The organism is Pseudomonas sp. PDM24 (assembly GCF_019218905.1).
Taxonomy (GTDB): domain Bacteria; phylum Pseudomonadota; class Gammaproteobacteria; order Pseudomonadales; family Pseudomonadaceae; genus Aquipseudomonas.
This window is the reverse complement of sequence record NZ_JAHUWR010000007.1, coordinates 48295-72374: the sequence shown is the minus strand read 5'-3', so window position 1 is coordinate 72374 and position 24080 is coordinate 48295. Positions and strand designations below refer to the sequence as shown.

Genomic DNA, 24080 nt, shown 5'->3' with positions numbered 1-24080 from the left:
AGAGAGCATGGTCATGACAATTCCAAGGGTCCAACGCTACTGTCCGGAATTGGTGGACTACTCCTTCAACGCCCTAGATGGCGACAAGCGCTCAAGCCTGGAGGCGTAACGTATCGCAAGCATAAGAATCCATCGGGACCTTGCGCACCATGCTCCTGCGTATGCAACGCTTCCTGGATGCGTGCAACAGCCTACTTACCCAACGGGGGACACCGCGCCGAATACCGTGTGGCCAATACACTGACGGCACTGTTTTTCGCCCGAGGCCAGAACGCGGCATTCGTCACGGTATCCTTCAAGAATGCCTGCACACCCTCGACTTGCCGGGGAAAGTTCCGTCGCCGCCGCCATGCCGATAAGTTTACCCACGTCCACACCACACCGGGACGTGACCAAAGCGCAACGGTAACGTCATCCCAATTGGCGGAGACATGAAGATGATCCGCCACATTCTGATTTGCAGTCGCGGGAAAACACCCACCAATTTATCCGTACCTTCCAGATGATGAGCATCGCAACAGGGGTGATTTACAGCGCCTTGTAGATCAACGCGATGACAAACGAAAAATCTATAAACGGCTCGACCAAACCATCACTTTCAGACTACAAGACAAGCCTGCGGTAATCCGCCAGCACACTGCCCAGATAGGCATTGAAACGCCCGGCGGCGGCGCCATCGATCACGCGATGATCCCAACTCAGGCTCAATGGCAGAATCTTCCGCGTGACCACTTGCCCATCTTCCATCGCCAGTCTTTCCCTGCTTTTACCCACCCCCAATATGGCGACCTCGGGCGCATTGATGATCGGCGTGAAATAGGTCCCGCCAATCCCGCCCAACGATGAGATGGAAAAGCAGCCGCCACTCATATCGCTAACGCTCAACTTACCTGCACGAGCCTTCTCAGCAAGCGCTGACATTTCCCGCGCAATCGCCAGCACGCCTTTCTGGTCGACATCCTTGATCACAGGGACGACCAACCCTTGCGGCGTATCGGCGGCAAACCCGATATGGAAGTAACGCTTAAACACCAGTTCGTCGCCATTAAGGCTGGCATTGAACTCCGGAAACTTTTTCAGCGCCGCCGCACAGGCTTTCATCAACAAGGCCAGCAACGTGATCTTTATTCCTCCTTGCGCTTTTTCCTGGTTCATCTGCACACGGAACTGTTCCAGCAATGTGATATCCGCATCGTCATGATTGGTAACGTGAGGAATCATCACCCAGTTGCGGTGCAAGTTAGCGCCGCTGATTTTCTTGATCCGGGACAGCGCCTTGCTTTCCACCGGCCCATATTTGGCGAAATCAACCACCGGCCAAGGTAATAAACCACCCAACGGCTGAGAATTGGCCGCCGGCGCCTGGGCGGTCAGAGCCCCTTTTACATGGGCCAGGACATCATCCTTAGTGATGCGATGACGCGCTCCCGTGCCCTGAATGGCCTTGAGTGAAACACCCAGTTCCCGAGAGAACTTACGCACCGAGGGCGATGCCAGCGGCAAGTCCGTTAGTGAACCATTGGTTTCAGTTGGCGATGGTGTCGCAACGACCCGCTCGGGTTCGGCGCAGGTTGCAACGGCTTCGGCTACAGGTGCGACATCCGGTTGTGGAGGCACTGACAATGGCCGATCGATCTCGATAAAGGCAATCGACGATCCTTCGCTGACCTTGTCATCCAGCTTGACCGCCAATGATTGCAACACACCCGTTTGCGGCGAAGGAATCTCCATGGACGCCTTGTCGGTCTCGACGATGATCAGGGCCTGCCCTTCGAGCACCGTATCGCCCGCGCTGACCAGGATTTCAATGACCCCGACATCCTTGGCATCGCCGATGTCGGGCATTCGAACTTCATGCACATTCTTCATGACCACTTCCTGAAAATTCGATTCTGTCTGAAGCCGGTTTCAAGCGTCCCAAGGGACTACTGCGTCAACGTCAATGGCGTAGCGCGCAATCGCCTCGGCACAGACACTGGCGTCCAGACGCCCCTCATGCACCAGTGCAGTCAGCGCACTCAAGACGATCTGGTGGCGGTCCACTTCGAAGAACCTGCGCAACTGGTTGCGGGTATCACTACGGCCAAAGCCGTCAGTGCCGAGCACGGTGTAACGGGCATCGAGATAACTGGCGATCAACTGGGGCAAGGCGCGCACGTAATCGGTGCAGGCGATGATCGGCGCCGTGTCGTTGAGCGACTCCTGAACATGACTGTGCCGCGCGGTTTGTCCGGGGTGCAGGCGGTTCCAGCGTTCCACTTCCCGGGCATCCCGGGCCAGCTCGGTGAAGCTGGTGACGCTCCAGACTTCGCTGTCGATGTTCCAGTCGCAGGCCAACAACTCGGCCGCCGCGATCACCTCAAGCAGGATCGTGCCGGAGCCCAACAGCTGAACGCTGCCGCTCGCGTCTTCGACTTCATGTCGGGCGAACAGGTACATGCCCTTGATAATCGCCTGCTCGACACCTTCGGGAAGATTCGGCTGCGGGTAGTTCTCGTTCATCAACGTGACGTAGTAAAACTCGTCGACCTGACGCTCCAGCATCTGGCGCATGCCGTGGTCCAGAATCACCGCAAACTCACTGGCGAACGCCGGGTCGTAGGCACGGCAATTGGGCACCATCGACGCCATCAAATGGCTGTTGCCGTCCTGGTGTTGCAAACCTTCGCCGCCCAGGGTCGTGCGCCCCGCGGTGGCGCCGAGCAGGAACCCGCGAGCACGCTGATCTGCCGCTGCCCAGATCAGGTCGCCGATGCGCTGGAAGCCGAACATCGAGTAATAGATGTAGAACGGCAACATCGGCAGGCCATGCACCGAGTAGCTGGTCGCGGCAGCCACCCAGGAGCTGATGGCGCCGGCCTCGCTGATGCCCTCTTCGAGAATCTGCCCGTCTAGGGCTTCTCGATAACTCAGAATAGAACCAATGTCCTCCGGCTCATAACGCTGCCCCACGCTGGAGTAGATGCCGATCTGCTTGAACAGGCTGGCCATGCCGAAGGTACGCGCTTCATCCGCCACGATCGGCACGATGCGCGGCCCCAGTTGCTTGTCCCGCAGCAAACCGCTGAGCATCCGCACGAAGGCCATGGTGGTGGACATTTCCTTGCCTTCGGCGGTGATGGCAAACCCGGCGTAGCTGTTGACGTCAGGCACAACCAACGACGCCGAAGTGGTGGGCCGCGACGGCATGTACCCGCCCAACGCCCGGCGACGTTCGTGCAGGTAACGCATTTCCGCGCTGTCGGTGGCAGGTTTGAAGAAGCTCAGCGAGGTCGCCTGTTCATCGGTCAGCGGCAAATTGAAGCGGTTGCGGAAGGCGATCAAGGCGTCCTTGTCGAGTTTCTTCTGCTGGTGCACGGTCATCTTGCCCTGCCCGGCGTCGCCCATGCCGAAGCCTTTCTTGGTTTGCGCCAGAATCACCGTAGGCTTCTTGCCCTCGAGCATTGCGCTTTGATACGCGGCAAAGATTTTCACCAGGTCATGACCACCACGCTTGAGGCGATCGATCTGTTCATCGGTCAAGCCTTGAGCCAAATGCGACAGGGCTTCGTTCTGGCCAAAGAAATGCTCACGGTTGAAGCGCCCATCCTTGGCCGCGAACGTCTGGAACTGGCCATCGACCGTTGCCGACAATGCCCGGACCAGCGCGCCGTCTTTATCCCGGGCAAACAATCCGTCCCAGTCGGAGCCCCAGACCAGTTTGATGACGTTCCAGCCGGCCCCGCCGAACAGCGCCTCCAGCTCATCGATGATGCGACCGTTGCCACGCACCGGACCGTCCAGGCGCTGAAGGTTGCAGTTGACCACCCACACCAGATTATCCAGCCCTTCACGCGCCGCCAGGGTCAGTGCCGACATGCTTTCCGGCTCATCCATTTCACCGTCGCCAAACACCCCCCAGACGGTCCGCCCCGAGGTATTTTGCAGGCCGCGGTGCTCCAGGTAACGCATGAAACGCGCCTGGTAGATCGAGCTGATCGGACCGATGCCCATCGAGCCCGTCGGGAACTGCCAGAAGTCCGGCATCAACCACGGGTGCGGGTAACTCGACAAACCCCGGGCGCCATTGGCGCGCGCGCCGATCTCTTGCCGATAATGTTGCAGATCCTGCTCCTCGAGGCGCCCTTCCAGAAAGGCCCGCGCATAAACGCCCGGTGCCGAGTGCGGCTGGTAAAACACCAGATCACCGCCGCGACTGTCGGTGCGCGCCTTGAAAAAATGGTTGAAGCCCACCTCAAACAAATCGGCGGCGCTGGCGTAACTGGCGATGTGGCCACCCAGTTCCCCATAGGCCTGGTTGGCCCTGGCGACCATGACCAGTGCGTTCCAGCGCATGATCGAAGCCAGTCGCTCTTCCAACGCCAGGTCGCCCGGAAACACCGGCTGCTGCTCGACGCTGATCGTATTGATATAGGGCGTGCCGTGGCTGGGCCGCCAACCGATCTCGGAAGTGCTGGCCACGGCCACCAGCATGTCGAGGATCTGTTTTGCCCGGACCGTGCCGCCGTGGGCGATGACGGACAGCAACGCCTCCCGCCACTCGGCCATTTCCTGTGCATCTTCAGCTGTCTGGCCCGGCAATTGGGTCTGGATATCGGACGGGCTCATGAGCAACTCCTGCAGGTGTCGGATAACACTTCAAGGTGGTGCGAACGGTTCACTCGGGCAAGGCTTTTCACCTGTTCTACCGCCGCAATGACCGAACGTTCGGCCGCCCCGTCTGAAGCAATCGGGTAGATGCAGGGCTGACCAATGGAAAGGTCGTGCAATAAACGCTCATCCAGTTCACCGAGCACGACAAAACAGTAGTCACCCTTGGCCACTCGCACTTCAGCGAGCTGGCCAGGCATCGTGTTCACAGCATCGACATGGATCAGTGCCACATTGTCAAAACAGCTGAAACCCTGATGGATCAAGTCAATATGATCGCTATCAAGCCCGCACGCGATGACCACGATACGTGTGCAATTTGAAGGCTCGCGCATCCACTTCAGGGCGTTGGTACGACAGTCGGCAGCTTGGCTCATAGGCGTTGCCTTTGTTGTTTGGGGTGGTTGATTCAACAGGCGAATTGGCGAGGACACTGGCTAAATGACGCCGCGCGCCTGCAGCACGCTTTTCGCCAGACGGCGGGTCGCCGAAAGCACTTGTTCTACCTGTTGATCCATCGCTGCGGTGGATGAGGCTATCGTTCCCAGTTCGACGACGCGCAACGGGTGACCGCGCACGGACCCCAGCCAGGTCAAGCCGGGAACCGTGCCGACTTCGACATCCAGTAAAAAACTGCCGTGGGAGACGGAGCGCAACAGGTGGCTGGCATAACACGCGTAGCCCCCAGCAGATTGCTCCGGGCTAGACCCGACCCGCAACCAGTCGACCATCAACTCCTCGGATTGCTTAACGGCTAGATAAGCCACCTGGTCCCAGTCATCTATCGCCACGTGCAGCTTGTCGATCATGTCTTTGGGCAACGCGGCGCTGGTCACGATGACCACTCCGGCATCCGCCGAAGGTTCCTTGATCCAGACTGCGGATTGCGATATCGCATGCATGGCGGTACTCCCGGCGGTTTGGTAGGAGCAGCTTGCTCCGGGCGGTGATCCGACGATGCGGCCGTGACATTCAACATTGATGCCGACTAACCCACCGCTTCGTGAGCAAGCTCGCGCCTACAGGTTATTGGCGTTAATCAGCCGTTGCGGAACAGGAAACTGTAGGCGTTCAGCGCAGGTGCCCCGCCCAGGTGTGCGTAAAGCACTTTCGAGCCTTCGGGGAACTCGCCACGGCGGACCATTTCGATCATCCCGTGCATGGATTTGCCTTCATACACTGGGTCGGTCAACACACCTTCAAGGCTGCCGCACAGACGAATGGCTTCCAGCGTACCTTCGTTGGGCAAACCATATTCCGGGTAGGCGAAGCGTGTATCGAGCACCACGTCGTCTTCGGTGATCTCACGACCCAGTTCCACCAGCTCAGCGGTGTGCCGGGCGATACGCAGGATCTGTGCCTTGGTTTTCTCGGGCTTGGCCGAGGCATCAATGCCGATAACGTTCTTCGAACGGCCGTCCGCGGCGAAACCGACGACCATGCCGGCCTGGGTACTGCCGGTGACGGAGCAGACCACGATGTAATCGAACTTGAACCCCAGTTGTTTTTCCTGCTCCCGCACTTCCTCGGCAAAGCCGACGAACCCGAGCCCGCCGTAGGGATGTTCGGAACAACCCGCCGGTATCGGGAACGGCTTGCCACCCCGCTCCACCACGTCGTTCATGGCCTTCTCCCAGCTGGGCCGAATACCGATATCGAACCCGGCAGCGTCCAGTCGTACGTCCGCCCCCATGATGCGGGACATCTCGATATTGCCGACCCGGTCATACACAGCGTCGGAGTAGTTCACCCAGTTTTCCTGCACCAGCACACACTTCATGCCGAGGTGGGCAGCGACGGCGGCGACCTGCCGGGTCTGGTTCGACTGGATCCCGCCGATGGACACCAAGGTGTCGCAGCCCTGTTCGAGTGCCTCGGGAATCAGGTATTCGAGCTTGCGCGTCTTGTTGCCGCCGAAGGCCAGGCCACTGTTGCAGTCTTCACGTTTTGCATACAACTCGACCTTGCCGCCCAAGTGTTCGCTGAGGCGTTTCAAGGGCGTGATCGGAGAAGGACCGAAGGTCAGCGGATAACGTTTAAAACGATTCAGGTTCATGACTCTGCTCCTTGTTTATTGGATATCCAAGCGCCAGACCGAAAGGCAAAAAGGCTGCGTTCCAGGTTCTTTCAGAGGGCTTCGATGAGTTCAATATTAAGAACAAAGCTGAAAATATGTGTTGCAAGTTTCAATCCATTAAAGAAACATAAATCATCGACCACTACTTAAAACATATTTTTATTGTGTAGAAACCAATATGAGCGCAACAAATAATCACAAGAAACCCGGCACTTCAGGTGCGGAGCCGCACCCGCTGGACCGAACCGACCGCGCCATTCTCAAGACCCTGCAGCGAGACGCCTCTATCTCCAATGTGGCGCTCGCCGAGAAGGTGAAACTGAGCGCGCCGGCCTGCCTGCGACGAGTCGAACGCCTCAAACAGGCGGGCCTGATCAAGGGCATTGTCGCGTTGCTGGACAATCAAGCGCTCGATGCAGGGATGGTGGTGTTGATCGGCGTGGTACTGGACCGCTCGACGCCGGAATCCTTCGCAGCCTTCGAAGCCGCGGCGCAAAAGGTGTCCGGCTGCATGGAATGCCATGTGGTGACGGGGGAATTCGACTACTTCATGTTGATACGAACCAAGGACAGCAACAGTTTCAACCGGCTCCACGCGGAGCAATTGCTTTACCTGCCCGGGGTTCGCCAGATTCGCTCGTTCATGGGGTTGCGCCAGGTCTTGTCGACAACCCACATCCCCCTATGAGGCTCAATTTAGCCCGATGTCAGGTTGTATCGACCCGCTGCCCGAGCAACTCAAGGACAGGATGAATCCCCTCGTGAGAGCGTTGTTTCTATAACCTGCATCCTATGTAAACCTTGATGGAGCCCATTTCAGCGTTTCGAGACAAAAGCAGGCGACAACCTTCCAGACCGTGAAAATACAAAGTCAGTAACGGCTCTAGCATCGCCATCGGCGGGGTCAGTCCCGTGGGGCTTTTATGCGGATTAATCGCGAGAATGCTAGGTACCGACCGTATTTTCTTGGCTGAGTACCACTCCTACCACCCCGCTTATGATTCCTTACAAACAGCGATCTCCTCCCCCTAAACCCAATGGAGCGCTTCCGTAGAGGCCCTGGGAGAGTCAGCTTGAAGCAGAGCATTTGGCTTATTTACCGTTATGGCTTGGGGAGCGTTTATCCATATTGAGCTGATAGTCAGCTGAACGGCCTTCACATCTTCGACGAATCAACCTTGCTGTTAATTCGTAGTAGTAAACGGTCGCTGGTGCAGAGCAACGCAGATAGTGCTCCAAAAACCATTTCGTGTGCTTTTCCTTCCAGGACCAGGGCGTCGCGCAATCCCAGCGCTCACGAATCACCTCACGCATCTTTTCTGCTTGCCTGATGTGCCGCTGCCGCGTGGCATGCGCACCGTTGAGCACCGGACTCAGAAACAACGCCATATTGAACTCGGCTTTCATCGCCGACCTCCGATGTAGGCACTCACCACTTCGATGCGGTTATGCCCCAACTCGTGGCTGATCTGCTGACGGGCGCGCCGATCAAGCTCTCGATCTTCTCGGTGACCACGACCGCCATTGACGGGTGCAGGAAAGCCGGTCAGTTGCTCATAGCGCTCACAGGCGTAAGCCGCACGCAGTTCATGTAAGCCCTTCAATCCCTGCTCATGCAGAATATCCCGTGCCGGCCGCACAACTGTCTGGATGAAGCCTTTGTAGCTTTCATTGGGCGCCAACAAATTCCAGCTGCCACTGGGTGACGCCTCGCAGGCTCTATCCAGGGCGCCGCGGACTTGATCCGTGACCGTAATCCAACGCGGTGCAGACGCGCCGGATCGGCCGCCCTTAGTGCCGTCCTGGATATTGATCTTCCCCAGTCGTTGAGCCTCTCGTTGCAACCGTGGCAGGTCCGCCAAGATCGCTTCACGCAGGCGCATGCCGGTCTCCCGGGCGAGGAGCACAATGGCACTCACCCTCGCTTGCTGTCGCTCTGACAGCGCTTGCGCAATCAGCCTGACCTGCACACGGTCCTGGCCTCGCGGGGCCTCACTACGCACACTTGAGCGCTGCAAGCCAAGCGCCTTGCTCGGACTGGGAATTTTGACGTACTGATCACCGCGCAGCGCGGCCATCGTTCGGTTCACGCTGGACAGGCGGTTTTGCGCGGTGGCGATGCCGACGTTGCCCTGATCGACCTGCTCCCGCATGTAGGTGGCGTACCGCATGAGGATCTCACGGTCGATCTGTCGCGCATCATTAAGCCTCGGTCCTTCATCGGATCGACACCAACGCACGAAGGCCTGCCAGCGATCGCTATGGGCTTTGACGGTAGCAAAATGGCCATCGCCAAACAGATCTTTCAGGGCTTGCGGTCCGGCATAGCTGAGCTGGCGACCGAAGCCAAAATTGCGCCCAGCTCGCTTACCGACCCGAGCCATTGCTCTGTTCCTGATCGACTGCCGCGAGATCATGCAAAAGGGCTCGCCAGTTCGCACTCACGATAGCGAACTGAGCCCAATCAGTCGGGCGAAAACACAGCGTGTTGTCGGTGACGTAAAGATGCGCGCCCTCCTCTTTCAACCATTGGATGATCGCTGTCGTCGAGGCAGTAGCTTTATGGGTGATGGCGACACCGGCGACAGCGGCGACAACCCTTTTCCTGCCTGGCTTTGAGCGTGGCGACAAAGTGGCGACAGTAGCGGCGACAGTAGCGGCGACAAACCGCGTTTTTGGCTCTTTTTGGCGCTGAGCTAAATGGTTACGTAGCGCCTCATCAAGATTGAACATCGCGCACCTCGAAGGTATGACCGTCGGTGATCAACCACTGATGATCAATCAACTCGACCAACAACTTGGCGGCATGATGGCTGCTCTTGCGGGCAAAGCGGGGACCGTTGCGGTTCAGCTCTCGAATACTGAAGCGCTTCCAATCCTTGACCTGCAGCCAGCGCAGCAGGCGGTCCGCCTCCTCCTTCACCCGGCATACCGGTTCCTGTTCGGTCAGGCGCTGGATCTCGGTGAGGTAGTAGCCGATTAAGGCCGAGGCCCGTTGGATATGGTCGGCCTCCACCGTGCTGCTCTCCTCCACCACTGCCAGGATGCCGGCGATTCGAAGCAGGTTATCGGCGGCCTTCGATCCGCTGGGCCGTACGCTGGCCAGTTCCCCAAACTCACCCAACTGGGCTTCGATGGCATCATGCAGATCAATCCAGCGACGGCGGGCCAGCGGATTGAGGCTCAGCGGTGACAGCCGCAAGGCACCGTCAGGAGTAAGTGACCAAGGCTGATGAAACAGGGCCGAAAGACGGTGGTGATAGCGCTTTAGGGCAGCGTCTTTGGATAAGTCGACAGCCTGATAGCGACGTTGTCCGGCCAGGCTGGTGGGCCAGGTCATCAGGCAGCGACCGAGGATGCCTTGTCCCTGCAACAACGGATCACTGAGTAACTGCATGGCCAGGTAAGGTTGCAGCATCAAGTGCAGGCTCACGCGCCGGTCATAGGCTCGCAGGCTTTCGCCTGCCATCGAGCGAGCTCGATCAATCGGGCTGCCGTCCCAGAGTGACGACAAGGTCGTGACCGCTTTCAAACGGTTATCCCGACTCATGGTGCTGCTGCCGAGGAACTGTCCGCCCTCATCACAGAACAGGCCCATGCTGGGCAGGTCGTGACAGAGCCCCTTGATCAGGGCCTCGATAGTAGGATCGGTGGTGATCAGCCGAGGGGCAGAGGGCTCCGCTTTCAGCGCCATGCTTACTGTGCAGTCGGGTTCGACAGGGTTGATACGCAGTGCCTGTCGCTGCGCGACACGGTACCGGGCGAGCTGTTCGCGGTAGCACTGCCACTGCTCACGCTCCCATTGCCGCGCGGGCAGCAATGCACATCGATCTGCCGCGGTCTTGCGATCTCCGGACGCGGCCACCGTGATCAAGTACAGCGACAGGGGATACTTCCTCCCGTCGAGCTGTAAGCCCGCATGACCTTGAGTGGCCAGCGCTGAGGCAGCCAAGACCGATTGTGCAGCCAATGCCTGGGGCACCCCGATGACCTCGGATATGCGCTCGACTGCAGGCCCGAGAATTTCACCCAGTGCCTGGACAGGATAAGGCTCGGCCTCCGGATTCGACTCGATTAACGGTCGAGGGGATCGTGGTAGTTCAAGCTTCGAATCTAACTGCTGCATGGGCCCTCTCCTCGTTCATTGCTGGTTGTCCTCACGTAGTCCCACCACGGCTGTTGAGTGTTATCAGGGATCAAGGCCCCTGCGGCCTGTGAGGTGTTCACTGACGCGGAACGAACGGCTCCTTACGACCGGGAGCGAGGGCATGAACCCATGAACCTGACCTCCTTGACGTATCCGAAGATACGGGCGGGCGGAGGCTGTGCCGACTGACGAGTTCGGCACCTGGAGATCCTGGGTGGGAGAAGGCAAAGACCTGGACACCTGGGGCATGCCTGACTGTCAGCCAGGTGCAGCCTTTCCATGGCTGCGGCACCGGTATCTGTGTCGTTGCGGATAGCGACAAATCGAATTTGTCAGGTCGATTGTCACGAGGAGAGTTGCGGCAATGCCCTGTACGACGTGGCTTGCAGCAGTGGTACGAGCGCCCGTCTCTTTCCAGGAGAAAGAGACGGGCGCAGTCTGGCGCAACGAAGTGCGTCGAGAGGTGAAGTTGCTGCAGCGCAGCGAGGAAAGTCCATCGTCTGCCGCAGTGGGCAGATAAGTCGAGTAGGCATCCATCACTCTTGGGGAGTGACCGTGCGAGCCGCCGGACGCTAATCGCACTTCGGGAGAACCACCACGCCAGTGGCGTAGCCTTGAAGGTTCTGGCTACCTGGGCAGGTGCTGTCAACGACAGCGGTCCGTGCGCCAATTGTTATACCCACTCGAAAAGGTGGTCAAGCATCACGGCCAAAGCGTGCAAAAAGTGGCGACTGTCGCCACTTTTGTCGCCACGCTCCAGGCCCCGTGCTGCGCGGGTTGTCGCCGCTGTCGCCGGTGTCGCCACATCTCCAACCATAGCCCCTACGACAAGCTCGGCTTTGACGCTGAACCTGCGTTGCGCTCGATAGAGGTCGTGGGCAATTACTCGGGAAAAAGAAGACGGAGCTAATCAAATTTGAAATGGGGGGGGAAGGAACGAGGTGGCTCCGAGAAAGAGCGAGGAACCCTCCGATCGGCGCGATCAAAGATCGCTGGATCGGAGGGTTTGGCGGAAAAGCAAAAATTCAAACGTCAAAGACCGCCTCAAGCATCAACGCTGGTTGATTGGGCGGTGGCGGCTTCACGCCGCATGACCAGCGCCTGTTGCAGCCGTAGCAGAAAACCGGCTTCGAACGCATCTTGAGGATCACCTGGACGATGACGCTTTCGGTTCTGCGCCAGTGCCCACCATAGCGGTAGTGATGAGCCATCAAGCCAGGTCCGCGCACAACGAACACCGTCCTCAATCATCGGGCCGAACTCATTGCCCCATGGGGTTCGAATACCGGGACAGCCTTCAGTGGACGGAACTGAGTAGTACTCACCGATCGGTTGATGAACTCGTTGAGATGGGATACCCGTCAGATATTGGAACGCCTTGTCGAACAACACTGCGGCATCATCCAAAAGCTCTACCGCCAGCTCAACGTCCTGCGGAAAATGAAGCAGGATGCTTTGAGCTCCATTAAGCCGAAGCGTGGCAGCCTGCCTTAGTTTAATTGCGGCATCTTCGGGGGTAAGCGATGCGGTATCGATGGTGTTGGGTTTGGGAAGGCTGATTAGAAGCAAGAGCTCAAACATCACGGATGTCCTCCGAGATAGTTTGCGGGACGATCCAAACGGCCAGGGTGGCGCACGAGCTTAAAGGGGGGTATGCCATTTTCCTTATCTCCTTGGACAAGTAAAAAGCTGCCATCAGCCGTTTGACGGTAAGCCGTGCTTAACTTGACATACAGTCGCTGGGGTACGCTTAACTACTCAGGAAGGAACCGGTGCTTGAGCATCGATCAAGCTCTGGCTCTTCAGCTCCTCCCAAAAGGCTGCCGGAATACCGACCTTCATCGCCTGTACATTGGAAACTACCTGCCCCGGCGAACGCGCCCCCGGAATGATCGCGGACACTTGCGGATGTGCCGCTGCGAACTGCAAGGCGGCAGTATGAATGTCGATGCCATGTCGGCTGGCAACTCCCATGATTCGCGCGCGCTTTTCTACCGCACCGGCAGGTAGATCCTGGCTGAAGTTATATCGGCTGCGACCTCCCAGAAATCCATCATTCAGTGGTGTTCCAACCACGACGCTGGTGCCCTTACTTCTCAACGCCGGAAAGGTGCTGCGCAACGCATCGCCGTGGTCAAGGAGGGAATACTGGCAAGCAAGCAACACGATGTCGGGAGTCGGGTCATTACTGGCCAGTGCCTGAATCACCGCGTTCGGCGTATTGACTCCGAAGCCCCATGCCTTGATGAGCCCTTCGTCACGCATCTTTTCAAGCTCTACCATCGCCCCTGTGCGCGCAATTCGATACGCCGCGTCCCATCCGCCTTCCAGCTCGGTGTTATCTGGCGAGATGTCATGGATAAAGACGATATCGATACGGGGTAACCCCAGACGTTGCAGACTGTCTTCCACGGAACGACGCGTGCCTGCTGCGGTGTAGTCATATCGATATTTGAAGGGCGCCGACGACTTCCAGATGGCATGGTCCGCGCGCAGGCCACCAGCGGCCGTCAATACGCGGCCGACCTTGGTGGAGACCACATAGTCGTCTGGATCTTTGCCATGCAGGAAGCGGCCTAGACGATATTCACTCAAGCCAAACCCGTAGAACGGCGACGTGTCGTAAAGCCTTACACCCGCACCCCAAGCAGCCTGCAGAACCAAACCCGCCTGCTCGTCGCTGATCGGCGCAAAGATATTGCCGATCTGCGTCCCGCCCATACCAAAGCGTTGAGGCGTCATGTATCTCATTGTATGCGAGGGCAAATTGAGGGGCAGGTCTGCGCGCACGAGCCGCCCTTCCGTACGCATCACGCTTCCGCGCTCTGTCAGCGAAGAGGGCGCTGGGGCTGTAGCCACCGAACTTGCGATACTCGATGCTGGCAGCAAAGCGGCTGCAACAGCACCCGCCGCCGAATAGGTAAGAAAATCTCGTCTGTCCATCCAACTTTCCTTTCGCGACTGAGGGTTCACGGGCTCATCGAAGCCGGTCTTCATACTAGAAACTAGAACAACGAGGGTTGGCCGGGTGACCCTAATGCGCCATATCTTTTGCACAATCCTGCCGATGCACTTGTGCTGGTCACGCACTCTCAGCAGACTCGAACATTCCGTAAATAGGGGTGCATGTGATGACGAGCGGTTCCTTCTCGCAGTTTGGTTCCGGCCATGTGCATTCCCTGACCTTGAGCGAACCCGCTCAGCCCAACGAACGCCTCCAGGTACTCAGACGGCTTATCGAAAAAGTCACCATGCAGATTGGTTTGAACGAGGTCTGCACAACATCGATTCCAGGCCTGACCTTTTATCGAATGGCCGAGCTAGGTACGCCCACGTACTGCATTTATGAGCCTTGCGTAGCCATCATTCTGCAGGGTGCGAAGGAGATCACGTTCGGTGAGGAAGCCTGTGAGTTCGGGCAGGGGGCGTTCTTCGTCACTTCGGTCGATATACCCACACTGGCTCGCGTTACCGCAGCTAACGAGCAAACCCCTTATTTATCAGTTGTGTTGAAGCTCGATCTTTCCATGCTCAATGAGGTGATCCAGACCTTGGAAGCACCAAGGCAGGAAATGGCTTCTGAAGCACGGGGCTTCGCATCTGGTGCGGCGTCGAGTGAGATGCTCGATGCGTTCGCTCGACTCGCCACGCTGATCGAACGGCCGCTTGAGGCAGGCTTGATGTCGGACCTTATCAAGCGGGAGATATGCGTTCGGCTACTGCTCAGTGGAGCGGGCCAGTGGTTACGCAGCGTCACTCGCGATGGTTACCGAGACAAGGGCATCGTGAGAGCCATTGAATGGTTGAAACATCACTATGACAAACCGCTGCACGTGGCCGAGCTCGCCGAACGATCGGGCATGGCCAGCTCTACTCTGCATCACAACTTTCGCAAGCTGACTGGCACCAGCCCCGTTCAATATCAAAAATCGTTACGGCTGCAAGCCGCGCGTAGCCTGATGTTGACCGAGCGGGTAGACGTGAACACCGCCGCGTTGCGAGTCGGCTATGAAAGCGTCGCTCAATTCAGCCGCGAATATGCTCGGCGTTTCGGAGCCTCACCCTCGAGAGACATCAAGCACGCAAGGGAACATGGTGGAAGGCTCGACTAGCCGTGTCACGCATGATGCGAGTATGTAAGACGACGCTGAGAAACAATCAGTCCGCTCGTCCATCACCTCGCCCCTGAGGTGCGTCTCGGGCAGTCACCTAGTGTGCGGAGCACTCCAGCTAACGCGGATATGAACGGTTGTCAGACCGAATACGAACGGGCGGCCAAGTTGAGTGCCATTTCGCAAGGTATTCCAATTTGTATTCCAACAAAGAAACAAGACAAATATTAATTATAAAAATCAATATGATAAAAGCCAGGTTCAGATTACCCGGTCGGACGGTCGCCGTAGAAGCTGCGTTTGGAGTAGAGCAAGGAAGCCATTCAAAATGGTTTCAAGATCAGAAGAGTTGATGGAATCCAAGAGCGCATGCCTAGAAGCCCGCTAGCAGGTAATGACAAATTTGAAGGCCCAGAAATCATCTACCGGGAGGGGCACCCGAGATGGTAATTGATTCTATCCCTACTGCCGATGCACCTGGTGTATCTACCATGACAGAGATTCTAGTTAAATGAATACAGTCCGGCAATAACGCCAACAACCCGGCCCTGCGGGGCTGAATGCCCCCTACAGGAACGGCTTGTCCGACACCTCGGCAGACGGACAGCCCCAATGGGCCGCACTCGCCGCGACCGACTTCAGGTTAAATCCGTCGCTACCTTGCTGGCGGGCACGCAAATGGGCGCGCTTGGTCAGCTCTCCTTCTGCACGGGCTGGTAAGGGCCACCCATCGAAGCTCCCCAAGGAATACCACTGGTGCTTACTGAGCCTGGGTCACGCGTTCCGTTTGCCAGAGAGTTACCTATCGCGCCGCCTACGATAACGCCAACTCCTCCTCCGATTAGCCCGCCTGCCATACCCCCGATCGTCCCTCCGACTGCGCCACCCACGGTCTCTGGCGAGACAGTCATCCCCGATCCTGCGCCGGAAACCATCAGCAATTCTTTGTCCGTTAAATTTCTCATCTTGCTTCCTTAGTTAGTACCAATTCAATTGAATTTCATGCTGCACAATTCAAACTTGTCGACCACCCCCATTTTTATAGCCCAACAACCGAAGAAAAATAGTTATAATCGCAGCCATCAACACATACTTGATGTATTTATTCACCTCCCAATACTCGGCAATTGTACCAACTGCAACCCCAATTAAAATTGTAATTAAAAACACGACAAAACCTTTCAATATATTCATCCTTCTCATTTAACGGCATGCGTTCGCACAACTGTTTTTACTGGCATCGTTTCGCACATAGCGGTGACGCTAATTCTGGCCAGACCAACTGACTCGTTACATCAGTCATATAATCCTTCCCGATACGGTGCCACTGACTCTTGCAGCCTGCACCGCACTTTTTTTCTGACTGAATAATCTGCGTTCCTGCGCACCCAAGAGACCTGTTCAATACCCTGCGCTCGAAAAATATCCTTTAGCTGATGGAAAGACTCCTTACTCCCACCATAAGGAAAGCAGTAATCAATGATCCAAGTACGCCCACCCTCATTCCACTCGGCCGGATGAAGCAGAAAGTCCGGGTCCGTTATCAAACGGTGTTCGACATCATCCGCCAGATGTGCCCAGGTGACATAACCTATAGGGGTGGCTGTCCTATTAAAAAAGAAAGCTATCTGCTGATGGTCAATCGCTGGAGCGATCCAGAAGTACAAGGCACCTACTTGAAAGCAGGAGGAGCGTTTGCACATGAACATGATCATGCTGGCGTAGCCCAGTGCAGCGGCCTTCTTTTCGACCGCAGGGCTAAGGCACTGAGTATGCAGGATATAGGGTTTACTCATTCAGGATATTCCAAACTCCATGGTAAAAACTCAGCACACCTTTTGCGGCCGTTTCATCTTCGACGAGTTTCAAAAGGGCATGGCTTGATCGGGGCTGGCAATGCGCTGTTTTTAATGTAAACACACCAGACATCGGTTCGAACTCAATTGACACAGTGTCGCTCAACCACATCGGAACCGTATGTCCTTGCTCACTTTCAAGGTGCAAGCGTGCGCCATGCACTATCTCTTTCGTGAGCGCTTGATAGGCGGCTTTTCTATCAAAAATGGGACGCTCCCTGATCTGCTCGATGCGTGCCTGAAGATCATGAAGAAGATCGGGAATACGATTGAGCCTGATGACATTGATTGCCATGCAGCGGCGGAAACTGCGCAACCCGACCGCCCTTCCGTGGGCAACTTGAGCTGCCAGATCGAACAATTGGCTGAAACGCGATAGAAGTTGACGGGTTACCTGCGTATCAGCCTTCAAGCCTGACAAGTCGATAGCTATCGCGCCTTCGCACTTGCTAGCAACCAGTGCGCGATAGAAAGGCGCGGTCCACCGCTCATAGCCGCTCCAGCCACCCTCTACAAGTGCATTGTCCGTGAAGTCATCAACGTCCAGGCTCTGGCGCAGGCTCTGGGAAAAGGCCTGGAGCTCCGCGCTGCCTGCCAGAGGGCGTAACGCCCATAGAGGGAAACCCACTTGAGCTACTTGGTAGAGCCTCAGGTGCTCTTCATATGTGTGTACAAAGTGCCGGGTGATCGCATCATACAAGCGTTTTGCCTGCTCGATGGTAATCACGGAATATTTGCTCAGATAGTAACTCAGGTTCTGCAGACTCTCGAGCGCAGGTGCGTACTCGTTGTTGTAACGGTCGATACTCATACGGTCGTGACCGCTCAATCCGGTGAACAGACAGGCCCCGCTCAAGTCTAGCCATGCGCCGTCCAGCGATAGATTCGACGCGCTCACATTATAATGCGCAATATGTTTGGCTCTGGCAGCGGCAAATTGCTCTGCATAACGCCCTGCCAGTTCGATGAGGCCAGATTCCAGTCGATCACGTTGATTCATGATGGCCGGCGGTGTTGCCGGAGATGGTAGAAAATCTGCCAGCCTGGCAATTGCCAGCTTTACCCGCTCAGCATCCTCACCCAATTTATTGAGCACTTTCTGCTTGAAGTAAACGGCCCTAATAAAATGCGCCGGACGCACAACTGGCTCGCGAACCAGAAGTCCACGTGTAGCTGCCTCTCCTCTCGTTTCGTACTCACGGCCCGTGTCAAGGATGGCAACCGTTCGAATGGCCCCGAAAGGCAGTACACAAGCAATGATCTCGGACCAGAGCGTCTCGTAAATGGCTGTAGTCAGGCACAAGTTTCCATCGCCGTGTGCCGCATCCGAGTCCTTGCCCACCAGTTGATTTGGACCAAGCCCCTTCAGTTGCCAAACACCATCAAAACCACAACGCCCGCCGCCGCCATTACCGAGTATTCCATCTCCTCCATAACGCTCGGCCTTAAAGGTTTTCAACGGCAAGTCGCGGTGGCGCTCCGATGCGGACTTCACCATATAACTATAATCTCGGAGTATGTCGCCTGAACGCTGCTTGCCTGCTATCGAATCGTTCAAGTAAACAATGCTGCACCCTTCGATCCATTCAGTGTCAAAGCTTACAAACACCTCATGCAAATCAGCCAATCGCTTCACTTCCATCACACCCGATGACTTCCATTTCGAACCAAGGGCCGGTACCTCGCCCAATAAAAACCACTCCAGCGGTAAGGTGGTAATTGCTATCCACAACCCTAGAGGAAATAGCAGCAAAACACCACCCTACACCTGTAGGGTGGCGCTCAGCACAACTTCACGCAACAATAAACAACGCCCAGCTGCTTATTGTCGCTAGTGCGCAATATCAGAACAGAGCCATCTTTAATACAAGCGCTTCTTGATAAAAAAATTAGAAAACTATGACTACCTCGCGATGACGTTTATTTCGAAATAGCACACTAGGGATTTTCTTTCATTCCAACAACCAAAACGGCTAGTTCGATACGACTTTTGACATCCATTTTTTCGAACATGGATGAAAGGTGATCCCTGACTGTATAGTTACTGATACCCAGTTGCTGGGCGATTTGTTTATTGGTCAATCCATTTACTAACAACAGTACAACTTCACGCTCTCTTCTGGTAATTCTCAAGTACTGCTCCATTCGTCATTCAGGCAACGTTTGCACAACCAATTCCCGGTCACCGGCCATGATGCTCCTGCAGCCATGTAATGCGAGATAACGGGGATGATACGAATAGCCAGGCAAGAAATTTACCCGTCCGCCCCAGAGCGAGCCTCGAAGGCCTGGCAGAGCCCACAGGAATCTCCGCACGGATCAGCACGCGAACAACACTCTAAGGAAGATGTGTGACACCGAAATCTACGCTGTTTCGACCTGAGTCGGTTACCTCGCGGCAGGTTGACTGGCTCGGCGAAATCGTATTGGCAAGGCCCGTTTCCTTCACGATTCTGACACTGCTTGCGTTTTTGCTAGCCACCACTGTGGTGACATTTCTGGTGTTTGGCAGCTATACCAAGCGCAGCACTGTTATTGGCCAACTGGTACCAGCCGCAGGCCAATTGAGAATCCACTCGCCACAATACGGCCTGGTGCTTGAGCGGTTCGTTGAGGAGGGGCAACAGGTCAAGCAAGGGGCTCGCCTGTTTCGTATTTCCAGTGAACGTTTTACAGGTAATTCAGGGCCTGTGCAGGCAGAAGTAAGTGAGCAACTGGTGCAACGACACCGGTCACTGAAGGAAGAACTGGAGAAACAAAAACAGCTTCAGACCCAGGAACGAGAAAGCTTGCAGAGCAAGCTGAAAAGTCTGCAGCAGGAGCTGAAGATGCTGGCTCGACAAACTGCCAGCCAGGATGAGCTCGTACAGCTGGCAAGTAATGCCGCCAATCGCTATCAGGGATTGATGGACAAAGGCTACATATCCATGGACCAGCTTCAGCAACGCCAGGCCGAACTGCTGGGTCAGCGTCTGACCCTGCAAGGGTTGGCTCGTGAAACCACTATCCTTCAACAACAACTGGTCGAGCGCCACCACGAGCTGTCTGGACTTTCCGCCCTTCACGCAAACCAACTGGCGAGTATTCAGCGGTCATTGTCAATTGTTCAGCAAGAGCTCATCGAAAGCGAAGCCAAGCGCACGCTGATCATAACCGCCCCTCAAGACGGCGTGGCAACCGCAATCCTGGTTGAGCCAGGCCAAACCGTCGATAGTTCTCGCGCGATGATGAGCATCGTACCTGCCGGTTCGCGCCTGCAAGCAGAGTTGTATGCACCGAGCAAAGCCATAGGTTTCATTCGTACGGGCGATTCAGTAAGGATCCGTTATCAGGCGTACCCCTACCAGAAGTTCGGCCAACACCCAGGTACCGTCATATCAGTTTCTCAGGCAACCCTGTCAGCTGGCGAAATGGCGAGCAGGACCGGAAGCGTACCGGGGCTTGGCCTGGACGGGGAGCAGATCTATCGCATCCGCGTTAATCTCGAGGCGCAATCAGTGCTGGCCTACGGAAAGCAAAGACCGCTGCAAACGGGAATGCTGGTCGATGCAGACATCCTGCTGGAGACCCGCAATCTTTATGAGTGGGTTCTAGAACCTCTGTACAGCCTGACAGGCAAGCTCTAGGAACAAAGCCATGAACTATCTTGACTCTATCAGATTGCGCCTGGGTCGAAACTTGCCGCTGATTCTGCAGACCGAAGCGACGGAATGCGGTCTGGCCTGCCTGGCAATGATCGCGGGCTACCACGGCCACCATGCGACACTCATTGAATTACGCCGCAGGTTCAGCGTCTCTCTCAAAGGCATTACCCTCAAGCAACTGATCATGACTGCTGATCAGTTGAACTTCGGTACTCGACCGATCCGGCTCGAACTGGATGAGCTCAACAAGCTCACGCTGCCTTGCATATTGCATTGGAACCTGAACCATTTCGTTGTTCTCAAGTCCGTCGAAGGACAGTGGCTTACCGTGCACGACCCGGCCCACGGTATTCGCCGGCTGAGTCTGGGCGAGGCCAGCAAATCGTTTACCGGGGTCGCACTTGAAGTATGGTCAGGTAGTGACTTTGAAAAACAGGACGCCAAACCCCAATTCAAATTGATGAGCATGCTGGGAAAGGTAAGTGGCCTTAACCGCAGCTTGGTTCAGGTGCTGGCGCTTGCCCTGGCTTTGGAAGTGTTCGCCCTGGTCAGCCCGTACTTGCTGCAGTGGGTCTTGGATAACGTTCTGGTCACACAGGATCATGACCTTTTGGTAACGCTGCTGACTGGCTTCGGCCTGCTATTGCTGATGCAGCAGGTGGTAAGTGCCACGCGGGCGTGGGTAATGATGCACATGAGCACAATGCTGAGCGTGCAGTGGCAGGCCAACGTGTTCGCGCACCTGCTGCGCTTGCCCATTCATTTTTTCGAAAAACGCCACCTGGGTGACGTCGTCTCACGATTCGGCGCTATCGGCAAAATTCAGAAGACACTCACAGCCACCTTTTTTTCCACAGTACTCGATGGTCTCGCGAGCTTCGCGACGCTGGCCCTGATGTTCGCTTATAGCCCTATGCTCGCAGCCATCGCTGTGACCGCCATGGGTCTGTATACCCTGCTTCGCTGGGTGTGGTACCGCCCTTTGCGCCTGGCAAGCGAGGAGGCGATCATCCATGCGGCACGACAGGAAAGCCACTTCCTGGAAACGATACGAGGCATACGCCCCCTGAAACTTTTCCAGCGTCAGGGCGAGCGACGCTCTGCCTGGCTGGGGCTGCTCGTGGGCCAGATCAACGCCGGCTTGCGAATCCAGAAGCTGCAATTGATCTACACACAACTTAACAGCCTAATTTTCGGACTGGAAAATCTACTAGCGCTCGGATTGGGGGCAAACCGGGTAATGAACAACCAGTTCAGCATCGGTGTGCTGATGGCGTTCATTGCTTATAAAAGCCAGTTTGTCAGTCGCGTCGCCAGCCTGATCGATCATCTGTTCGAACTGCAGATGCTGCGCTTGCACGGCGAACGCCTCGCCGACATTGTCCTGCACCCCCCCGAAGACATCGCGGTCAGACCGAGTACCGTGAACTGGCCCGCGAGCCCGATGGACATCGACATCAAGGGGCTGAAGTATCGTTATTCCGACCAGGACCCCTTCGTTCTGGATGGCATCGACCTGCGCATTGCGCATGGCGAGTCGGTGGCGATCGTCGGCGCATCAGGCAGCGGAAAGAGTACGCTGGTCAGCCTCTTGTTGGGCATCGTCGCACCCACCCAAGGCCAGATTCACATCGCCGGTCGCGACCTGCAGCAACTCGGTACGGAGACCTTTCGCAGCAGGATCGCCACAGTAATGCAGGAGGACTGTCTGTTCGCCGGTTCGCTGGCAGAGAACATCGCCTTCTTTGAGTCCCGCCACGATCTGGAATGGGTGATGGAATGTGCACGCAAGGCATCGATTCACACCGACATCCTTGCCATGCCCATGGGTTACAACACCCTAGTAGGTGACATGGGTACGGTGCTCTCCAGTGGACAAAAACAACGCGTGCTGCTGGCCAGGGCGCTCTACAGAAAGCCGGATATCCTGATTCTCGACGAGGCCACCAGCCACTTGGATGTCACCTGCGAGCAGCTAGTGAACCAGGCGGTACGTGCACTTGAAATAACACGCATCATTGTTGCCCACAGAGCAGAGACAATCGCCTCGGCGGACCGCGTCGTAATGCTCGACGCTGGCAGGGTCGCCCTGGATCAGCCGAGCCCCGTCGGCAGCCTGCCCGCAAGCACAGCAGTCGACGCGTGATGAGACACGCTCTGGTCACCACCCTGACAGCGTGTCTCTGCGTCTCGCCACAATGGAGCGTGGCGGCACAGGCTGACCCCTTCGCAACAATACGAGATGTCTCATCTGCTGCGATCAATATCGACGGGATGGCCTTGCCATGTGACCCGCAGCCCCTTCCCAAGTCGTTGACCTTGGAAGACATGATAGAACGGGTGCTGTGTCATGACCCACAGACTCGGCAGGCTTGGGCCATCGCCAAAGCCCAAGCGGCTCTGGTCGGCGTGAAGCAATCGGCATACCTGCCCAGACTCAATGGAAGTTCAAGTATCAGCAGCGGCCGCAGCGCCACGACTTATAAACAGCAGGATGACTACGCCAGCAGTGGTCACAGGCGTCAGTTCGACAACCGCCTGAGCCTCAGCTGGGTGCTGTTCGACTTCGGCCAACGAGAAACAGCATTGCGCAACGCACGCCAACTGCTTATCGCGGCAAACGCCAACCAGGACAGACAACTGCAGGAAACCTTCGAGCTGGCCGCCGAGTTGTACTATGACGCCCTCGCCGCCCAACGTAGCGAGGTAGCGGCGAGCCAGGTGACCGCATTGGCGGCGGAAAACCTTAAAGCGGCAAGCGCTAAATTCGAAGCGGGCGCAGCGGCGCAGTCTGACCGCCTGCAAGCGCAAACAGCCTACTCACAAGCGAGCCTTGCTGAAATCCGCGCCAAAGGCGCATTGCACAACAGCAAAGGCGTTATCGCTCTGCGCATGGGTTTCTCGCCGAAAACACCTATCCAGTTGGCGGGGAATCTGGCGCGGCGTCCAGATACCCACTTCATCAAGAGCATTGACGAGATGCTTGAACTGGCCCGACGGGATCACCCCTCGCTCATCGCCGCCAAGGCCAAACTGGACGCGGCAAATGCACTCATCGACGAAAGCCGCGCCGCTGGCCGACCGACGCTGTCGCTGGTCGCCAATATTGGCGATGTGCAGACCCACCAATCCATGGAACTTAATGGCAACAACCATGCACGTGACAACAGCCTAGGCCTGCAATTGAACATTCCGTTGTTCGAAGGTTTCGAGCGTAACTATCAACTGCGAGGCGCTCATGCGCAACAAGAAGCCAGAGAAGCGGAACTCTGGAACGTTGAGCAGCAAGTATCACTAGAACTCTGGAGCCACTACCAAGCATTAAATATCGAATTACGCGCCCTGGAAAAAACCGCTGAGTGGGTGGATCAGGCTCAACAGGCATTGCAAGTTGAACAAGGCCGCTATCGCTCCGGCGTAGGCAGCATGATTGAACTGCTGAACGCATTGACTGCTTACGCAACGGCAGAACAACAACACATAAACGCATTGAACCGCTGGCAAGTGGCTCGTCTGAAACTGGCAGCCAGCCTGGGGCACTTGGGGTTCTGGAGCCTTTAACCGCACCTCGAAGCATCACCAACGCGGCACATT

At 56.5% G+C, this 24080-nt stretch carries 20 protein-coding genes; 5 read left to right on the top strand and 15 right to left on the bottom strand.

Annotation, left to right across the window (positions count from 1 at the left end; genetic code table 11):
• Positions 1 to 603: 603 nt before the first annotated feature.
• The 5 genes from KW837_RS22050 to KW837_RS22030 form a co-directional block, all read right to left on the bottom strand.
• Entirely contained in the window at positions 604 to 1869 is a 1266-nt protein-coding gene (locus KW837_RS22050; protein ID WP_218398627.1) for a dihydrolipoyllysine-residue acetyltransferase, read from the bottom strand.
• A gap of 39 nt (positions 1870 to 1908) precedes the next feature.
• A complete protein-coding gene (mdeB, locus tag KW837_RS22045; RefSeq protein WP_218398626.1) occupies positions 1909 to 4608 on the bottom strand; it encodes an alpha-ketoglutarate dehydrogenase in 2700 nt (899 codons plus the stop codon).
• Positions 4605 to 5027: a hypothetical protein gene (locus KW837_RS22040; RefSeq protein WP_217857986.1), complete on the bottom strand. Its 423-nt coding sequence runs from the start codon at positions 5025 to 5027 to the stop codon at positions 4605 to 4607. The genes mdeB and KW837_RS22040 overlap by 4 nt, the downstream gene beginning before the upstream one ends.
• Before the next feature lie 60 nt (positions 5028 to 5087).
• On the bottom strand, positions 5088 to 5552 hold the full coding sequence (locus KW837_RS22035) for a transketolase (protein WP_218398625.1): 465 nt from the start codon (positions 5550 to 5552) through the stop codon (positions 5088 to 5090).
• Positions 5553 to 5689: 137 nt separating this feature from the next.
• Positions 5690 to 6706, bottom strand: coding sequence for a 1-aminocyclopropane-1-carboxylate deaminase (locus KW837_RS22030; protein ID WP_024077475.1), 1017 nt, complete (start codon positions 6704 to 6706; stop codon positions 5690 to 5692).
• A gap of 199 nt (positions 6707 to 6905) precedes the next feature.
• Here KW837_RS22030 and KW837_RS22025 point away from each other — a divergent pair, with 199 nt between their 5' ends.
• Complete coding sequence (locus KW837_RS22025; protein ID WP_217857988.1) at positions 6906 to 7415, top strand: Lrp/AsnC family transcriptional regulator; 510 nt, start codon at positions 6906 to 6908, stop codon at positions 7413 to 7415.
• Positions 7416 to 7819: 404 nt separating this feature from the next.
• Here the strand turns inward: KW837_RS22025 and KW837_RS22020 are convergent, their stop codons facing one another.
• The 6 genes from KW837_RS22020 to KW837_RS21995 all read right to left on the bottom strand — a co-directional run bounded on the left by KW837_RS22020 (position 7820) and on the right by KW837_RS21995 (position 13817).
• Positions 7820 to 8134 carry a hypothetical protein gene (locus KW837_RS22020; protein WP_218398624.1) on the bottom strand — a complete coding sequence of 105 codons (315 nt, stop codon included), beginning with the start codon at positions 8132 to 8134 and terminating at the stop codon, positions 7820 to 7822.
• Entirely contained in the window at positions 8131 to 9111 is a 981-nt protein-coding gene (locus KW837_RS22015) for an integrase domain-containing protein (RefSeq protein ID WP_218398623.1), read from the bottom strand. Before KW837_RS22015 ends, KW837_RS22020 begins: the two co-directional genes overlap by 4 nt.
• Complete coding sequence (locus KW837_RS22010) at positions 9095 to 9460, bottom strand: hypothetical protein (protein ID WP_218398622.1); 366 nt, start codon at positions 9458 to 9460, stop codon at positions 9095 to 9097. Before KW837_RS22010 ends, KW837_RS22015 begins: the two co-directional genes overlap by 17 nt.
• Positions 9447 to 10853: a YfjI family protein gene (locus tag KW837_RS22005; RefSeq protein WP_218398621.1), complete on the bottom strand. Its 1407-nt coding sequence runs from the start codon at positions 10851 to 10853 to the stop codon at positions 9447 to 9449. The genes KW837_RS22010 and KW837_RS22005 overlap by 14 nt, the downstream gene beginning before the upstream one ends.
• Before the next feature lie 1065 nt (positions 10854 to 11918).
• On the bottom strand, positions 11919 to 12455 hold the full coding sequence (locus KW837_RS22000; protein WP_218398620.1) for a LasR-specific antiactivator QslA: 537 nt from the start codon (positions 12453 to 12455) through the stop codon (positions 11919 to 11921).
• Between the two features lie 177 nt (positions 12456 to 12632).
• Entirely contained in the window at positions 12633 to 13817 is a 1185-nt protein-coding gene (locus tag KW837_RS21995; RefSeq protein ID WP_218398619.1) for an aldo/keto reductase, read from the bottom strand.
• Between the two features lie 188 nt (positions 13818 to 14005).
• On the opposite strand from KW837_RS21995, the gene KW837_RS21990 reads away from it, so the two are divergent.
• Positions 14006 to 14986: an AraC family transcriptional regulator gene (locus KW837_RS21990; protein ID WP_218398618.1), complete on the top strand. Its 981-nt coding sequence runs from the start codon at positions 14006 to 14008 to the stop codon at positions 14984 to 14986.
• A 1014-nt stretch (positions 14987 to 16000) separates the two neighbouring features.
• On the opposite strand, the gene KW837_RS21985 is transcribed toward KW837_RS21990, so the two are convergent.
• The 4 genes from KW837_RS21985 to KW837_RS21970 all read right to left on the bottom strand — a co-directional run bounded on the left by KW837_RS21985 (position 16001) and on the right by KW837_RS21970 (position 18975).
• Complete coding sequence (locus KW837_RS21985) at positions 16001 to 16171, bottom strand: hypothetical protein (RefSeq protein WP_218398617.1); 171 nt, start codon at positions 16169 to 16171, stop codon at positions 16001 to 16003.
• A gap of 110 nt (positions 16172 to 16281) precedes the next feature.
• A complete protein-coding gene (locus KW837_RS21980; RefSeq protein WP_218398616.1) occupies positions 16282 to 16782 on the bottom strand; it encodes a toxin-activating lysine-acyltransferase in 501 nt (166 codons plus the stop codon).
• Entirely contained in the window at positions 16775 to 18595 is a 1821-nt protein-coding gene (locus KW837_RS21975) for a hypothetical protein (protein ID WP_218398615.1), read from the bottom strand. Before KW837_RS21975 ends, KW837_RS21980 begins: the two co-directional genes overlap by 8 nt.
• 185 nt (positions 18596 to 18780) lie before the next feature.
• On the bottom strand, positions 18781 to 18975 hold the full coding sequence (locus tag KW837_RS21970) for a response regulator transcription factor (RefSeq protein ID WP_256348917.1): 195 nt from the start codon (positions 18973 to 18975) through the stop codon (positions 18781 to 18783).
• 236 nt (positions 18976 to 19211) lie between these two features.
• On the opposite strand from KW837_RS21970, the gene KW837_RS21965 reads away from it, so the two are divergent.
• The 3 genes from KW837_RS21965 to KW837_RS21955 are packed head-to-tail and all read left to right on the top strand — an operon-like array spanning position 19212 to position 24047.
• Positions 19212 to 20468 carry an HlyD family secretion protein gene (locus tag KW837_RS21965; protein ID WP_218398757.1) on the top strand — a complete coding sequence of 419 codons (1257 nt, stop codon included), beginning with the start codon at positions 19212 to 19214 and terminating at the stop codon, positions 20466 to 20468.
• Positions 20469 to 20478: 10 nt separating this feature from the next.
• On the top strand, positions 20479 to 22632 hold the full coding sequence (locus KW837_RS21960) for a peptidase domain-containing ABC transporter (RefSeq protein ID WP_218398613.1): 2154 nt from the start codon (positions 20479 to 20481) through the stop codon (positions 22630 to 22632).
• Positions 22632 to 24047, top strand: coding sequence for a TolC family protein (locus tag KW837_RS21955; protein WP_218398756.1), 1416 nt, complete (start codon positions 22632 to 22634; stop codon positions 24045 to 24047). Before KW837_RS21960 ends, KW837_RS21955 begins: the two co-directional genes overlap by 1 nt.
• Positions 24048 to 24080 lie beyond the last annotated feature (33 nt).